Genomic DNA, 16,178 nt, shown 5'->3' on the forward strand with positions numbered 1-16,178 from the left:
GCCTACAAGGCATGGCGAAGGAATATATAAAAAAATGGGAAAAAAAAGAAAATCTAAAAATCCCGGTATGATTAAGCCTTTCGAGGCCATGAATGTTTTTAAGAAAAGCCGCAAACCCTTGTCCGTTGGTGAATTGGAAAAGAGACTTGGGCTGACCAAGCGGCATCGCAAATTTATTAAGGATTTACTGAAAGGTCTTGTTCGCGAAGGTAAGATTATCAAAATCGGCAGTGCTTACGGTGTTGTGGAGAAGATGAACCTGATTACTGGAAAGCTGCAGGTCCAGCGTTCAGGTGCGGCCTTTCTGCTCCCGGACGACAAGAAACGCAAAGATATTTACATCCACACCAAGAACCTGCGCGATGCATGGCATGGTGACCGTGTAACCGTGGCTATCACCGGTTCCCATTGGGGCGGTAAACGTGAAGAAGGCCGCGTGGTGCGGGTTCTGGAACGTGGCAAGCAGGTATTTCCGGTACGGGTGATTCGGCCTATGGGCGGAACTGCATTGCTCTGCCATCCGACGGACCCGCGTCTGGATTTCGGCATTGTGGTAGAACCTGATGAAGCGGTTGTTGATGATCCGGTGCTCGATGATAGCGGCAAAGAAATTTATCCGGCGGAATCCGTTGAAACAGACGTTGATTTCACCCGTATTTCAAAGGGCGATATCCTGTTGGTTGCACCCGGCGAGCAGATCAATCCCTCCCTCTGGGAAGGGCGTATTCTGAAAATGTTGGGTGACGAAGATGATGCCGTAGTTCAGGAAGCAATAGTCAAGGCCAACCACGCCATTCCGACTGCTTTCCCGGGTAAGGTGCTGGCAGTAGCCGATGCTTTGCCGGATGAACCTACCGAAGAGGATTTTGCCGAGCGCGAAGACATGCGTGATATTCCGTTCGTGACTATTGACGGTGCAACAGCCAAGGACTTTGACGATGCTGTATTCGTTGAGCGCACTGCCGATGGCTACCGCTTGCGGGTGGCGATTGCGGACGTTAGCCATTACGTGGCTATGGATTCTCCGCTGGACCGCGAAGCCCTGAAGCGCGGTAACTCCTACTATTTCCCCAAGTCAGTGGAGCCGATGTTCCCGGAAGCTTTGAGTAACGGGCTGTGCAGCTTGAATCCGGGCGTAAACCGTCTTGCAATGACTGCTACTATCGAATTTGATAAGGCGGGTGCTCCGGTCAAATCGTCATTCGCCCCGGCAGTGATCAAGAGCCACGCGCGGTTGACCTACGAGCAGGTATACAAGGGCGTCATCCAGAACGATAAGGAACAGCAGGAAGAATTCGGTGATCTGCTGCCCATGCTTGGACTTTGTGAAGAGCTGGCCCGTAAGATAAACAAGCTTCGCAAGGGCCGGGGCAGTCTTGAGTTTGACCTGCCGGAACCGGAGATCCTGTTCAACTTGCAAGGTCGCACCGTGGATATTCGCCCGCGCTGCCGTAACTTCGCACATCAGATCATTGAGGAATTCATGATTGCGGCTAACGAGGCTGTGGCAGAATTCCTGACTGAGAAAGGGCTTGGCTGTCTATATCGTGTCCATCCCGGGCCGGACGAAGAAAAGCTGACCAACTTGTTTAAAGTGTTGCGTAAAATCGGTATCAGCAAACAGATTCCCGATCCGGTCACACCGCAGACCTTGCAGGAAGTTATCAGCGAATCCGAGGGCACAGATCAGGAATATCTGGTCAGCAGATTGCTGCTGCGCTCCATGAAGCAGGCGAAGTACGAACCTGCAAATGAAGGTCATTTCGGTCTGGCCTCTGAATGCTATTGTCATTTTACTTCACCGATCAGACGTTATGCAGATCTGGTGGTACACAGACTGCTTAAAGTTGCTCTGGGGGACGGGCATCAGGCTATCCCCGGCGAGAAGCAGTTGAGCCGTATCGGTAGTTCTATAAGCGGAACTGAGCGAACTGCCATGGAAGCAGAACGTGAAATTCTCAAGCGACTGACCATCATTTTTCTTAAAGATAAGGTTGGTGAGGAATTCACCGGAGTTATTTCGTCCATTGCTGAGTTCGGATTCTGGGTCGAGTTTCAGGAAGTCATGGCCGAAGGCATGGTTCGGTTGTCGGCTCTTGGTGATGATTATTATACTTTCTGGGCCGACCGCCAGATGATTGTCGGTGAACGTACCGGGCATGCTTTCCGTCTGGGCCAGAAGATAACAGTGCGGTTGGAGTCTGTAAGCCTCGAAATGCTGGAGGCCAATCTTTCGCTGGTTTCTGGAGCGCAAGACTATAAGAAGTTTGTTTAAATTAAAGGCCCGCAGATTCGGACTGAATTTGCGGGCCTCTTTGCGTCTTAAAATGGAAAGTTAGCGAGATGCGATTTTTTCAATCCGGCGGGCAATTTTACAGAACAGAGTTAGCTCACATACTTTTTCGTCTATTTCACAGGCATAAATATCTTCAGCTTCGGAAATCGCGTTAAGAGATTCATAAACTTTAACCAATGTCTCCGGGGTAATCCGTCCACAGAGATCTGTAATAAGTGTTTTGAGCTCTACGGGAGCGCCATCCAGTAAAGTTAACTCGACTCCGCCATCACCGAAATCGAATTCAAAGTGCTCCACGTACTCTGTAGCCAGATTTTTAACAATCAGGTCATTACTCATTGATCTCTCCAAAAACTATATCTCCTAACTAGTTACAGACATTACTACAAAGATATTTTTTTTGAAAGAGTTCTCTGTTTATAAAAATGGTTGCAGTATCGAATCATAGATGTTAAGTATAGATGAACTTTTTAGTTAAACAGATGTTAATTTGAGGTGCCGATGCAAGCTAAAGATTTTGATTCCTTTTTTGAAAGGTTGAAAGAAGAAACAGATATTTCCACACAAGCCCAGTTGGCGCGTGAGCTAGGTGTCGGCAGGGCAGCAGTGTCCCTTGTCAAGAAGAAAGGGGCTGTACCGCCGCGATGGATTCTTGAACTTTCTGTGCGCTTTAATTTGGATTCAACATGGCTTGAGTCTGGTATTGGTTCTCCCCGTTCAGAGGTGAATGCAGTTGAGTTTGCTGATGAGTTTTCCCGTATACCCAAAGTAGCCGCCCGGCTTTCAGCTGGAGGAGGTTCTTTTGAAACCGGGGGGGAGATCGAAGGCTTTTATGCTTTCCGAAAAGATTGGATCGGCACAAAAGGGAACCCTACTGACATGGTTTTAATGGAAGTTTATGGAAACAGCATGGAACCTGAATTGAAAGAAGGTGATATCGTTCTCCTGGACCAGTCCCGTAAAGACATTCTGGCTGGTGGGATTTATGCCGTTGGCGTTGAGGACACGGTTATGGTTAAGCGTGTTGAGAAAAGGCCCGGTCAAGTTGTTCTGCATAGTGACAATAGAGATTATGCGCCTATTCATTTAGGTGGCGATGAGTTAGAAAATGTTCGTGTTCTGGGACAGGTTGTCTGGGTCTCACGCGAATATCATTAAGCTTTTTCGGGAAAATAAATCTTTTAAGACCTCCATGCCGGGGGTCTTTTTTTTGTGCATTTATCTCTGAAGATTGAGTTCAGGTAAACGCTGTTGTTGTTTTTTACTGGCTATTGTTTATTTTAAGTTGACACAAATGTTTTGTTGTGGTTGATTAGAGTCGTCACATGGCAAGAGGGAACCGAAAGGGCGGAAGTTAACTCTAATCAGATTCACGGAACAGGAGTCAGTCATGCAGGAAAGATTTTGCAAATGCGGTAACCGGGTCATGGTCCAGTACCACAGCAAGAAAGACGCAGCATGGTTTACCCGTTTCTGGGTTATGGGGAATAGTTTCGGTAAGACAATCAGAGTCTGTCCTGTCTGCGGTTCTCCACTCGATATTAACAGCCTTAAGTAATACTTTCTTCTTGCGATGTTCCCGTGTTTTTCAATGCGGGCTGCAGGGTGATCATCCGGTTTCATTTTAGGGCCGGCACATATTTCCAATTTTCCGCAGGCTTCTCCCCTGTAGCCTGCTGAAAAACAGCATTAACTCATCTATTCACACTCAATCCATCTCTCTTCATCATGGCAGGCTGCCCGTCGGGGGCAGTCTGCCGCTTTTTTGCGCCTTCAACAGCTTTCTTAACAAGCTGGACCGCAGGGCTGGAGGCTGGTACATAGTCCGTGTTTAGCAGTTATATCTTAATGTTGGGAGGACAAAATGGGTGAATGGATAGTCGATTTTCAGGGACGCAACCACTCCACAGCTATAAATCTTAATTTTTTATGGCGACAGGATAATATATTCATCATGGACAACCATCGTGCCGCTTTGTGGTGCTGGATGGAGTTTATACAGAATGCTGAAAAGTTGAACTTGTTTCATGTGGACCGGCATTTTGATGCCTTGTTTTCGATGCAGGATTATTCCCATTTCCCCCACGAGACATTTACAAATTTTGGTATCAACGAATACCTGCAATGCGGATACGATAATGACTTCTTCGCTGTTACTCCACTGTTCCGCTGGGATAATTATCTCGGTCTGTTCATCAAGAAGTACGGCGAAAGAATAGAAAACTGGGCTTTTGCCACCCACGGCAAAGGGACTGCGCCGCAATCGATACCTTTCGCAGCCTATGATCCGTGGGAGTTTCCTGCCGCGCTTGGTGATTTGAAGGGAAGCTGGATTTTCAATCTTGATCTGGATTACTTTTTCGGACGCATGGCGGATGGAAAGATGGGCCGTCTTTTTACCGATGAATATATTGAAGGTTGGGGCAGTGAATTGCGCAAGGCCCTTGATAATGAAGTCATCAAAGTCCTGACCATAAGCCTCAGCCCGGAATGTGCTGCCGGATGGTCCGGGGCGGAGGGTGCTCTCGCCGCACTCAATCAAGGTTTGAGCCTCGAATTCAGCCTGCCTGAATAGATATTGAAACAGATATTAAATGCGAAGAAAGCCCGCCGCTACAAGATTATGTAGCAGCGGGCTTTCTTTTGTCTCTCAGCAAGTAAAGATCAGTCCCTGTTCCAGACTTTGAATTTGTGGTTTGCAAAGAAGTCTGTGTAAAGCTCTTCAGCTTTTTCTTTGAATTTTTCATCGTGCATGACCAGCACGCTCAGGGCTTCATATTTGAAGTAGGCAACAACATCATCCCAGTCTATTTCATCTTTGTCGTTTTTAAAGCGGAATCCCTGCAAGCCGGGTTCGACAAGTTTCTGGGTCATGGGATCATCAACCCCGGCATTTTTGAAAAAATCGCAAATTTCTTTTTTTACGTCATCCGGCCAGTCTGTCTCGCCAAGGGGAACCAGGTCCTGAAATTTGTTTTCCTGCCCTTTTTTCAAAATATACATAATAATCTCCGTATTTCTGTTTCCGATTTCTGTTTTGATTATGAAATAAAAGAAATCGTTTTTCAAGAATATCCATGATCTTAAACAAAAAAGATGGTCCAGAAGCGGAAAAGACACCCAAGGGCAATGAAGATCCTATGATTTGTAACTCCTGCGTCATGTCAGGGATGAGGAATATGGTATTCATGTCCTCAACAACACTTGTGCATCTCTGAAAAAAATGTACCAGTCTCTCCCCAGAAAGAGTCCCCCGGTCTTCCCTGACACCCAGGCCGGGGGATTCTCGCGCTTATAGCTTACGTTGTTGCGAAAGATCTGAAACTTACTCAACCCTCATGAATCTCCCGATAATTTGTCCTGTGGCAGGACTGGAGGCTGCATCATCAAATTCTGTTTTCAGAAAAGTAAGTGCTGAAAAGTCAGGGGAAAATATGAGGGTCCTGATCTGGGAATTACCTCCGCGGCTGTATTCTATGAGGTCTGTGACATAAATGGTGTTACCGGAGATTGTTACCGATCTTTGCACTTCAATTTTATCGAGTTTCCATGTGTTTTCCAGATAATCACCATTCTGTGGTATTATGTACCTATCATAATGGCTCTGCATTTCATCTTGTTCCATCAAAATATGCAGGGTAGCCTCGGCTTGGACCATTTTCCCTTCGTAATGCACGGTGACTTTGCCTTTAAAGACTCCTTTGAATCGAGAGTTGTCAGGTTTAATTTCTTCCTGCACTGGTTCTGTTTTCGGCGGTTTCGTATCCTTCGCCAAAGGCGGAGTTATGCCGTAGCGCGGTCGTTTCAGGTCTTTCAGGTGGTCCAGCTCCTGAGCTAAAGCGGTGTTGCTGGTTATGAATATCAAAAAAATGACCAGTAGTATTTTTTTCATGCGACATACTCCGCTGTTTTGCTGGAGGAATTTGCCCGTTATATGTATTATGGGTCAATCAGAATTTGGAGGATACATATATGGTTCGGTTTGCTTCTGTTTATTTGTTGCTGCTTGCTGCAGGGCTTTTTATCTCTGTACCCCATCTTCAGGCTGAAATGAAGATTACTCTTAAAGACGGAAAAGTTATTGAAGTCCCGGTTTCGGAAGGTGATGTGCAGTCCATCGAGTACGGCGCAATGCAGGATTCCCAAAAAAAAATTCTGCCTGAGAATTCGATCAGGATTCAGAGTGCCAAATACGGCAATGTCAGTTTTGAGTTGGAAGGAGAGCTGGGTTATAAACAATATTTCTGCAATGCCAAGGAAGCATTAGTTAAAAAGTGTGACGGTAAGGAAAAGTGCCGTATTGTAGTCGGTTCCACTTTTTGCGGTGACCCTTATCCGGGTAGGGGTAAATATCTTTATGTCGAGTATACCTGTGGCAATAAGCTGAAGCGGGCAAAAAAGTCCCAGACTGAGATCATGTTGCTTAAGTGTCCTTAATTTGATTGCAAATTTTTGGGTAGGACTGATTTTTGCTACTAGTAACGGAAGTGAAAATTATTCCTGCCGGAGGTTTGCGTATGAGGAATACATTGGCACTGGGCCTGGTTTTGCTCAGTGGCATGCTGCTTTTAAACTCAGGTCTTGAAGTCTATCATTGCTTTGTTCCGAAGAAAATTTCGGAATCGCAACCTATCCGGCTGGTCCGGATTGAAGGGAAAAATTGTCCTCTTTATTATCCGGAGGGTCAGTAAAAAAATTACCCCCTTCCTGTATTTCAGGAAGGGGGTAATTTTTTAAAAATTTATAAAAAGTCATGCAGCAACCGGCATTGTCCCGGTTGCCTAACAGATGGATTTTGTAAGTTAGTAATGGGGCTCCAATTTAATATTATGGATACTGTTTCTGAAGGTTCTGTAACATATCGCTAAATATTCCTTGTCGGCTTTTTTGAGGGTTCCTTTTTGCTGGTTACAGTGTAAAAGAAGGGAACCTGTACCCAAGAATATTTTAGTTTTATGATGATTCGACTGCCCGCTTGGCGGTTTGTTGTGGTGAAGATTAAAAGTATAGCAAAGAAGGAGTTTTTTCGAAGTTATAAGTAATTAGTTTTGCTCAGATAGATATAATTCTATGGCATTCAGGAGGCCGAGGGGTTATGTATACACTTTTCAAGGTTTTTGCAGCCGTATTTTTATTTGTGGTAATTTTGGTTGCTGGATATTTTTTGATCAAGTGGTTCTCAGCTCCTGATTACAGTACCGGGCAACTTGAGCAGGGGCAGGTGTTGAAATTTGATCTTGACGGAGAAAGCGGTCCTGCCGCCAACGAATCGCTGCGAGTGATGAGTTACAATCTGGGGTTTGCTGCCGGGCCGATGCAACATTCTTTGGCCGATGATCATCCTGAATCTTTTTTTATTTCCAATCTGGATAAATTTATTGATCTGGTCCGAGCTGAACAGGCGAATATCGTCCTCCTCCAAGAAGTAGATATTCATTCAAAACGTTCATGGTATATGAACCAGCTTGAGTATGTCATGGAACGGCTGGGGTGGGGGTATGCCGCTCCGGTTGTGGATTGGGATATGTATTTCCCTTTGCGCAGGGAACATAAAATAACCAAGGCTACAGTGGTTCTGTCCAGATTTCCTATCCTTTCCAATGAATATACCCAGACCGCCAGCAAGTCTAATTTTGAAAGCATGCTGCTCAATATTTTTTATTACCCGTTGCTTTGGAAGTCGACCATGCAGCGGGTGGGAATTGATCTGGGTGATAAACGTTTGGACATCTACAATGTTCATCTTTGTGTCTGGACCAGAGCTGCACGCGTGGCTCAGGTGAAATTTCTTTCCAACTGGATAAATAAAAGCAGTACAGGCAATGCTTTTATCCTCGGTGGCGATTTTAATTTTCAAGCTTACATAAGGGGGACCCCGAAACCTATGGCGGATTTGGCAAAGCCTCCGTTTCTTGATGTATTACGGCAGGATTTGAGCGGGGTTAGTGAGATTCTGAGTGAAAAAGGCGATTCTGCTGACAATATCCATAAGAATTATACTTTCGAAGAAAGAAAACATCGCTACGATTTTCTCTATTATTCGAGAGGATTGAATCAGGATGAAGGCAAAGTTATCCGCAATATTAATGTTTCTGATCATTTTCCGGTCTTTGGTTCTTTTAATTTTCGAAGTGAATGATTGATAAAGTCGATAACTGCGGGGGTGTTCTGATGCTGTCTGTCTGTGAAAAAAAATGTTATAGAGTTGATTGATATGTAATTTTTATTGTGCCGGGAATATTTTTTTTACGAGGATACGACGTAATGAAGCGAAATATTAGCTTTCTCGCCATATCAAGTCTCTTTATCCTTTTTGCATTCTGTTTAGCATTCAGCACATGTGTACAGGCTGAAGATGTTTTTATTGTCCACAGCTACAGGCTGGATAATATCTGCGGCGGGCCGCAGCAGCAGGGAGTTCTGGAGAGTCTGGCTGAAGCCGGATTCAGGGAAGGGGAGAACCTTGTTGTGCATACATATGCCATGGACACCAAGAAGGTAAATAATACTCCTGAGTTAATAGACAAGCAGGCTGATATTGTCCTTGAAAAAGTAAGAAAGATAAAACCGGACGTTCTGGTGCTGCTTGATGATAATGCTTTCCGTACTGTGGGGCTGAAGCTTGTAGATAGCGGTGTCAGCGTTGTTTTTTCCGGTATGAATGGTCAGCCTGAAGATTATGACCGTAAAATTAAGTGGATGGATTCCCGGTCAAAGCCGGGACACAATATCACCGGGGTATATGAAAAGCTGCATTTCATAGATGCTTGCAGAGTGCAGAAAAAGATTTTGCCGGACCTTGAAAAGGTTTTGGTATTCTCGGATGAATCTCCGACCGGTAAAGCTGTATTGAAGCAGGTTCAAAAAGAGATCACTGAGGCTGGTGGCAGTCTGGGAATTGAATTTGAAATAGTTATAGCCCATTCGTGGGAAGAGTATACTGAGCTAATAAAGAAAGGCTGCGCCGATCCATCCATAGGTACAATTTATCCTGCGGTTACTTTGCTTAAAGACGCAGAAGGAAAAACATATTCAACCTCAGAAGTTTTGACCTGGACCGTTGCCAATTGTCAGGTTCCGGGGATTCCAATCAACTACTCTTTTGCTCGCTTGGGAATGCTCGGCGGGGCCGGAGTTGATTTTATTTCAATGGGCAGGCAGGCCGGGAGAATGGTCGCGTCCGTTCTGAATGGGACTTCTCCTGCTGATATACCAATAGAAGATGCTCAGCGTTACGCATTTGTTTTCAATTTGAAGCGTGCCAAGGAATTGGGAATGGTGATTCCCAATGATATTTTGATGGCTGCCGATGTTATTTATAAATAGCCGGATTTATTAGCTGCGATGAATAATACTGCCTCTTATAAACTCTCCTCTCTTGTTGCCGCAGCGATTTGCGGTATGGCAATTATAACTGCTTTGGCAATGGGCGGTGTGTTTTCCTACAGTTATTTCAGTACCCTTAAAAATGAATTTCATGACCGTGTCCGTGCAGAAGGGCAGGAGATAAGTCTTGAGCTGTATAGCTTTCTGGACCGCGCCATGGGCCGTCTGGGTGAATTGAGCAGGGATAATTCCATCCGGGTCGCCATTATGATGGGAGTAGATTATCCTCTTGCTGAAAAATTGTCCGAGTACGATCAAGCTCCTCCCGGGCTTGATTTTTTTGTTCTGCGCAAAGAAGACGGCAGGATTTTTTCCTCTTCTGCCCGGCCTTTTGATGAACTTTATGTACATAACGCGTTGCAGGATTCTCCGCACCGCTGTTCGTTTTGCCGGGACGAAGAGGGCGGCTTTCTCACTGTTTTTTCTCTTCCCATCCGCAGTCGCTCCGAACTTGTGGGGAGTGCTGCCGGAATGGTTGATTTCTCCCGTCCTGAATTGAAATCCATTTTTCATTACCCGGAATCCAGCAGAATGGTCCTTTTTGAAAAAGGTATAGCATACGACTTATTCACCGGGAAAGCTCTGCATTTTAAATTTAACGATTCCGAGTTGGGTGCTGACATAGTTGAAGCATCATTGAGTGACGATGTTGATGGAGTTTTGTATCGCAGTTCGCTAGTGCCCGGCCTTGCTTATTTTGTTTCGGATGCCCGGCTTAATGAATCCCTGCGGAGGACTTTCTGGTTGTTGTTGCCACTTTTCGGCGCAGTTATAGGAATGTGTGTTCTTGTTTCCCTTTATCTCAGCAATATTCTGACTCGTCCTTTGCGCGATATCACTGCGTCTGCCCAAGCTATTTCCACTGGTGGGGAAGAATATCTTCCTGATCGATCCGGGCGTATTTCTGAAATTAACGCGTTAGGTAATGCCCTTTCTGCTATGCTGGAAAGTCTGCGCAAAACTCGAGGACTAGAGCAATACCAGTTCTTTTTTGATAATGTTGATGATCTTGTCTGTCTCACCGACATTGACGGTTTTTTTCTTAAGGTAAACAGCCGCGGGACGGATTTTCTTGGTTATGATTATGACGAATTTCTCAAGAAGACTGTTTTTGAAGTTGTTCCGGCTTATGAGCGCGAGAGTCTGCGCGGCACTATGAACAGTGTCTTTGCGACCAGCGATTCCCTGCAATTTGAATATCCTGCGATCTCAAAGTCCGGTGAGATAATTTTTACTGACATAGTTTCACGCAGGATTTCTTACCAGGGTCAGGATGTGCTTTTGAGTGTGGTCCGTGACGTAACTGACCGCAAACGGGATGAAGATGAGCTGCAACGCTATGCTTCCGAGCTTCTGCGGGCCAAGGAGGTCGAAGAGCGAAATTCAGCCCATATGGCCGATACCTTGAAAAAACTGGAAGAAGCAATGGCTCGTGCGGAGGTTGCCAACCGGACAAAGAGTGAGTTTCTGGCCCAGATGAGTCATGAAATCCGTACGCCGATGAATTCTATTCTGGGAATGGCGGACATGCTTTCAGATACCAATCTGACATCGGAACAGAAGAGCTATGTTTCTATTTTCAGGAATTCCGGTAAAGCACTGCTGACTCTCATCAACGATATTCTTGATCTTTCCAAGATTGAATCCGGGAAGTTAACTCTTGAGGTGACTGAGTTTAATATTGATGATCTTGTTGATGAAGTTGCTGGAATCATGTCTGTAAGTGCTTGGAAAAAAAGGCTTATCTTTGGTTGTCATGTTGACCCGCATTGTCCGGGTAATTTTGTAGGGGACCCGACCCGCATAAAACAGATTCTGGTCAACCTGCTCAGTAATGCTATTAAGTTTACTGATTCCGGGTCAGTTACAGTGGAAATATCAACTCGGGCTGATTCAGATGGGCGTGCTGTTCTGGAAATTGTTGTCTGCGATAGTGGCATTGGTATTTCTGAAGAAAAATTGAAAGTGATTTTTGATAATTTTGTGCAGGCTGATTCATCCACTACCCGCAAATATGGTGGAACCGGGTTGGGGTTGTCCATTACCCGCAATTTAGTTGAAATGATGGACGGCAACATTAATGTTCGCAATCTTCCTTCCGGTGGGGCTGAGTTTCGGGCTGAGATCAAGATCGGCAGCGTAGAGACTAGTAAAAAATATGATTCAGAAGTTCGGGCTGCCATGCAGGGCCGTGAGGTTCTGGTTATTGATGAACGTGTTCTGGTCAGAGAATATATCTGCAAATGCTTTAGTGCGTGGGGTGCAGAATGTACTCATGCCGGGGATTTGAATTTTGGATGTGTGCAGAGCGGTTCCTGCCGTAACAATGCCGAACTGGTGATCGTGTCGGACAGGCTGGGAGAAGACGGGGACGGACTTAGTGAAGTTGAAGCTATTAAGAGTCGTTTGAACAATGACAATCCGGTTTTCTGCACTCTTTCATCGTCACCGGGCATGAGCAGTAACCGTCCTGAGGTTAATCTCCTTTTCGGTGTCAAAGGCAGTGTCGGTTGGCCGGCTACGCGGGGAAGTCTGCAGCGGGCCATGCTAAATATTTATGGAAAATCCGAACTACCCGAAGTCAAGCAGGAAGAAGATTTTGCCATGATCCCATTACGAATCCTCGTGGCTGAGGATTCGGAAAACAACCGTATCCTTTATGATTTTTTCCTGAAAGATACTCCGTTCAGGTTGCGCTATGCGGGGGATGGCGAAGAGGCCGTGCGGATGTACCGGGAAAACAATTTTGACCTTGTTTTGATGGATATCCAGATGCCCGTTAAAAATGGCCTCGATGCCACCCGTGAAATAAGAGCTTATGAGGCGGAAAACGGCTACCCCCCGACCCCGGTGGTAGCCCTTACTGCAAATGCTCGTGTTGAAGATAAAGAGCAGTGCCTTGATGCTGGATGCAGTGGATTTCTGCCTAAACCGATAAAAAAGATTACCCTGATTAAAGGTATTTTAAGATACGGTTCGTAAAGCCGATTACTTTTTGTGCAGCCAGTTGCCCAGTGCCTCCTGCAGGGAGGATGAAGCCAGGTGTGCACAATGTTCTTTGTCTTCAGGCAGGCCGCCAAGTTTTTTTAGGATGTCTTCCCCGTCTATTTCAGAAGCCTGATCAACACTTTTTCCTATACTGAGTTCGCACGCCATGTCCGAACTGACAATGCTGGGGCCGCACCCTGTGGTGTAAAAAGATGCTTCTTTAATCTTGTCTTCTTTAATTTTAAGGTAAATTCTGATCAGGTCTCCGCATGCGCCTTTCATTTCGCCAACTGCATCGGGTGATTCCATTGTCCGGGCGTGGGCCGGGTTATGCCAGCGGGAAGTTTCAGCTCCGAACATTTCTTCTGCGGCATCATCACATTGTTGCTGTATATCTGACAGAAGGTTATCGAGATTATCTATCATAAGAGTACTCCTTGTAGTTATAATGCGTGCTGAGGTTGGCTCAAGCCGGAAAAAAATGCAATTAAACTTTTTGCCTGTTTTTGGATTTAGGACATTAATATTGTAATTATACAGGATTTATTGTTCAATAAAAGCACGTGGATTTAAGAGTATGGAATTAAGACAGCTAAGATATTTTATTGCCGTTGCCGAAGAGTTACACTTCGGTCGGGCAGCCCGCAGGGTGCATATCGCCCAGCCACCCTTTTCGCAGCAGATCAAATCGCTGGAAGAGGAAATAGGCGCACGTCTACTGGAACGGAACAGCCGTAACGTTCGGCTGACCAATGAGGGGCGTTATTTTTACAAGCAGGCCATGGATATTGTGGCGCAGGTTGAAGAGGCGGTTTCCACAGCCGGAAGGATGGCCAAAGGAGAATACGGTAACGTTCGGGTCGGTTTTTTGGAAATTGCTATGGACAGTCTGCTCCCTGAGGCCGTCCGTTCCTTCAGTCACAGGTATCCCGGAGTCTCGGTACGCTTAAGCCAGTTCGGTGCTTCAATTCAGTTGGAAAAAGTCAGGTCAGGTGAGCTTGATGTGGGATTTTCCTCGGTTTATTTACACGCAATGGACGGTCTTTCCTCCATCAAGTTGTTTTCAAAAAAACATGTGCTTGCCGTGCCCGAAGATCATATCTTTACCACAAAAAAAAGCGTATCGTTGAGCGACATAGCTGAGGAGAATCTGCTTCTGTTCCCCAGGACAGGCCAGCCAGATCTTTATGATTCGATCATGGATTCCTTTTCCTCAAGAGGGCTGGTCCCTAAAGTACGGCAGGAAATCTCCGGTCTTTCCGGGGCTTCAGCTTTGATATCGTCGGGTATGGGAGTTACGTTCCTGCCTGATAACAGCCGGCTCTCGCGTAAAGGGATTGCCATGGTTCCCATTAGTGATGAATTTCCGCGCATGGATATTTACATGGTCTGGAATAGAGAGGATTACTCCAACACGGCAGGAGTTTTTATGGAGTGGGTGGCTGATTATTTTTCTGTCTCAAAAGCTTTTGCAGAAAAGTTTAGTGAATAGTTTTTTAGGATTGGAAGATGACTGATATAGTGGACGGACTTGAGATTACATGGATTCCTTCGATTACCGAGGTAGGGCGGGATGAGTGGAATATCCTTGCCAAGGAATTGGAGTTTCCTTTTCTGGAGTGGGACTGGTTACGGCTTATAGAGCAGAGTGGTAGTGCCACAACTGAGAGCGGATGGCTCACAGCGCATCTGCTGGTCCGCTATGAAGGAAAACTTGTCGGTGCTGCCCCGTTGTTTGTACGGGATCAGAGCGAAGGGGAATTTATTTTTGACCGTGTCTGGATGGAAGTCGCGCAAAAGGGCGGCATTACTTATTTCCCGAAAATAGTGGGTATGAGTCCATTTACTCCGGCGTCTGGCTATCGTTTTCTGGTTTCCCCTGATGTTCCCGCCAAAAAAATAAGCAGTCTGATTTGTAAAACCTTGGACCGTTTTTGTTCTGTAAACGGTTTGGGGAGTTGCGCGTTTAACTTTGTGGACCCGGAGTGGGTTAATGAAATGGAAGCACTCGGATATGCAGCCTGGAAGCATCAGGGTTATGTCTGGGAAAATCACGACTACAGGGACTTTGACCACTGGCTGGGAACTCTGAACAGCAACAGACGCAAGACGGTACGCCGTGAGCGGAAAGCTCTGCGCCGGGAAAGTATCCGGGTGGAAACCCTGACCGGATATGAAATTCCGGACAGTCACTTTGACCTGATGTTCCAGTGTTACGAGTCCACCAACGATAAGTTCGGGGTCTGGAGCTGCAAATATCTCACACCTGATTTTTTCGAGGGCTTAAAGCGGAACATGCGCGAGAATCTGATGTTTACCGTTGCTTATCGCGGTGATAATCCTGAGCCGCTGGCGCTTTCAATGTTCGTGTTTTCCGGTGATAAGCTTTGGGGCAGGTATTGGGGCTGCTTTGAAGAAGTGCGCTTTATGCACTTTGAGCTCTGTTACTACGCCCCCATTGAATGGGCTGTGGCTAACGGCATCAATTCTTATGATCCGGGCATGGGTGGAGAACACAAGGCCAGACGGGGTTTTTTTTCAACCCCATCCTACAGCCTGCATAAATTTACGGAGCCGTCCATGGACCTGACTTTCAAGACCTATATTCAGGAAGTGAATAATCTTGAAAACGGTTACATCAGCGAAATGAATGAGCTCATGCCGGTGGGTAATCCCGAAGACGAGGTGGATTAATCTCGCACCTTAAGCAGAAAGTTTTTCACTTTTTCATCCGTAAGGGAAACTTCATCATAGCCTTGGAACTGGTGGTCGTTGTCATATGAGATGATATCGGCCCCGGCGCGCTTCAGTATTGATTTCATGATGTTCTGATCCAGCAGTTCATCCTGCTCACCGATCAAAGCCAATAGTTGGCCCTGTTTTATTTTCCTTCCAGCGATACCTTCTTCCAGTTCTTTTTCCGCTATCGCAAAACGGTCCACATGTTCCTGCTCGATAACGATGCTGTCTCCGTTTGAAAACTCATAGGTCTCACCTAGTCTGTTGCGGACCAGAGAGGCCGGAGTCAGAGCCGGATTAATCAGCAGCGCCGGTACGCCGTGACGCATATGCATGATCATGGAATAAAGACCACCCATTGAGGAGCCCTGCATTACAATGGGGCGTTGAATATTTTCAACTACAATAGAATCTATAATTTCAAGGCATTCCAGCGGGTCAGCCGGAAGATCCGGGCTGATAAGTTCATGGTCGGGATAGTTTTTAGTAAGTGCAGCAGCCTTGGAGTTTTCCCCTGAAGATCCGAATCCGTGTATGTTAATAAAAATATTTTTCATGTCGGCGATATTGGGTTATGTTTATTGGGAATTATATGAATATCTTCACTAGCAAATATTGTTTTTGGTAATCCAAAGGATGAATGCCTGCAAGGGAAACGAGTGACGTCTGCTGCATTGATTTCGTTTTGACAATCCTATTTTTTACTTTGTCGGTATAGTTTTTTAGTTTTACAGATTACCGGTCCTAAAAATTCCGCATAGTTAAGTAC

General features: G+C 45.8%; 15 protein-coding genes. 10 read left to right on the forward strand and 5 right to left on the reverse strand.

Features of this window, described 5'->3' with window-relative positions; all coding sequences use genetic code 11:
* Positions 1-34 precede the first annotated feature (34 nt).
* Complete coding sequence (gene rnr, locus ACNI29_RS11490) at positions 35-2,275, forward strand: ribonuclease R (protein WP_419778515.1); 2,241 nt, start codon at positions 35-37, stop codon at positions 2,273-2,275.
* Between the two features lie 60 nt (positions 2,276-2,335).
* Here rnr and ACNI29_RS11495 read toward each other — a convergent pair whose 3' ends face one another.
* The gene (locus ACNI29_RS11495; protein WP_419778516.1) at positions 2,336-2,635 is read right to left on the reverse strand and encodes a hypothetical protein; all 300 of its coding nucleotides are present in this window, start codon (positions 2,633-2,635) and stop codon (positions 2,336-2,338) included.
* A gap of 162 nt (positions 2,636-2,797) precedes the next feature.
* Here ACNI29_RS11495 and ACNI29_RS11500 point away from each other — a divergent pair, with 162 nt between their 5' ends.
* The 3 genes from ACNI29_RS11500 (at position 2,798) to ACNI29_RS11510 (ending at position 4,871) form a co-directional block, all read left to right on the forward strand.
* Positions 2,798-3,454: a LexA family transcriptional regulator gene (locus tag ACNI29_RS11500; protein WP_419778517.1), complete on the forward strand. Its 657-nt coding sequence runs from the start codon at positions 2,798-2,800 to the stop codon at positions 3,452-3,454.
* A gap of 232 nt (positions 3,455-3,686) precedes the next feature.
* A complete protein-coding gene (locus ACNI29_RS11505) occupies positions 3,687-3,854 on the forward strand; it encodes a hypothetical protein (protein WP_419778518.1) in 168 nt (55 codons plus the stop codon).
* Positions 3,855-4,160: 306 nt separating this feature from the next.
* Positions 4,161-4,871, forward strand: coding sequence for a peptide arginase family protein (locus tag ACNI29_RS11510; RefSeq protein ID WP_419778519.1), 711 nt, complete (start codon positions 4,161-4,163; stop codon positions 4,869-4,871).
* 89 nt (positions 4,872-4,960) lie between these two features.
* Here ACNI29_RS11510 and ACNI29_RS11515 read toward each other — a convergent pair whose 3' ends face one another.
* Both ACNI29_RS11515 and ACNI29_RS11520 read right to left on the reverse strand, forming a co-directional pair.
* Positions 4,961-5,299, reverse strand: a complete 339-nt coding sequence (locus ACNI29_RS11515) for a hypothetical protein (RefSeq protein WP_419778520.1) — start codon at positions 5,297-5,299, stop codon at positions 4,961-4,963.
* A 322-nt stretch (positions 5,300-5,621) separates the two neighbouring features.
* Positions 5,622-6,188: a hypothetical protein gene (locus tag ACNI29_RS11520; protein WP_419778521.1), complete on the reverse strand. Its 567-nt coding sequence runs from the start codon at positions 6,186-6,188 to the stop codon at positions 5,622-5,624.
* An 80-nt stretch (positions 6,189-6,268) separates the two neighbouring features.
* Here ACNI29_RS11520 and ACNI29_RS11525 point away from each other — a divergent pair, with 80 nt between their 5' ends.
* The 4 genes from ACNI29_RS11525 (at position 6,269) to ACNI29_RS11540 (ending at position 12,664) form a co-directional block, all read left to right on the forward strand.
* Positions 6,269-6,733: a hypothetical protein gene (locus ACNI29_RS11525; RefSeq protein ID WP_419778522.1), complete on the forward strand. Its 465-nt coding sequence runs from the start codon at positions 6,269-6,271 to the stop codon at positions 6,731-6,733.
* A 658-nt stretch (positions 6,734-7,391) separates the two neighbouring features.
* Positions 7,392-8,435 (forward strand): endonuclease/exonuclease/phosphatase family protein, encoded by a 1,044-nt coding sequence (locus ACNI29_RS11530; protein WP_419778523.1) that lies wholly within the window; start codon positions 7,392-7,394, stop codon positions 8,433-8,435.
* A gap of 125 nt (positions 8,436-8,560) precedes the next feature.
* Positions 8,561-9,622 carry an ABC transporter substrate-binding protein gene (locus tag ACNI29_RS11535; RefSeq protein ID WP_419778524.1) on the forward strand — a complete coding sequence of 354 codons (1,062 nt, stop codon included), beginning with the start codon at positions 8,561-8,563 and terminating at the stop codon, positions 9,620-9,622.
* 18 nt (positions 9,623-9,640) lie between these two features.
* Positions 9,641-12,664 (forward strand): ATP-binding protein, encoded by a 3,024-nt coding sequence (locus tag ACNI29_RS11540; protein ID WP_419778525.1) that lies wholly within the window; start codon positions 9,641-9,643, stop codon positions 12,662-12,664.
* Between the two features lie 6 nt (positions 12,665-12,670).
* On the opposite strand, the gene ACNI29_RS11545 is transcribed toward ACNI29_RS11540, so the two are convergent.
* The gene (locus ACNI29_RS11545) at positions 12,671-13,096 is read right to left on the reverse strand and encodes an iron-sulfur cluster assembly scaffold protein (protein ID WP_419778526.1); all 426 of its coding nucleotides are present in this window, start codon (positions 13,094-13,096) and stop codon (positions 12,671-12,673) included.
* Positions 13,097-13,247: 151 nt separating this feature from the next.
* Here ACNI29_RS11545 and ACNI29_RS11550 point away from each other — a divergent pair, with 151 nt between their 5' ends.
* Both ACNI29_RS11550 and ACNI29_RS11555 read left to right on the forward strand, forming a co-directional pair.
* Entirely contained in the window at positions 13,248-14,162 is a 915-nt protein-coding gene (locus ACNI29_RS11550) for a LysR family transcriptional regulator (RefSeq protein WP_419778527.1), read from the forward strand.
* A gap of 17 nt (positions 14,163-14,179) precedes the next feature.
* Positions 14,180-15,364, forward strand: coding sequence for a GNAT family N-acetyltransferase (locus ACNI29_RS11555; protein ID WP_419778528.1), 1,185 nt, complete (start codon positions 14,180-14,182; stop codon positions 15,362-15,364).
* Here ACNI29_RS11555 and ACNI29_RS11560 read toward each other — a convergent pair.
* On the reverse strand, positions 15,361-15,966 hold the full coding sequence (locus ACNI29_RS11560; protein ID WP_419778529.1) for a YqiA/YcfP family alpha/beta fold hydrolase: 606 nt from the start codon (positions 15,964-15,966) through the stop codon (positions 15,361-15,363). The two genes, ACNI29_RS11555 and ACNI29_RS11560, sit on opposite strands and share 4 nt — an antisense overlap.
* Between the last annotated feature and the right edge of the window lie 212 nt (positions 15,967-16,178).

Origin of the sequence: Maridesulfovibrio spiralis (SeqCode), from assembly GCF_048571135.1 — a bacterium.
Classification (GTDB): Bacteria; Desulfobacterota; Desulfovibrionia; order Desulfovibrionales; family Desulfovibrionaceae; genus Maridesulfovibrio; species Maridesulfovibrio spiralis.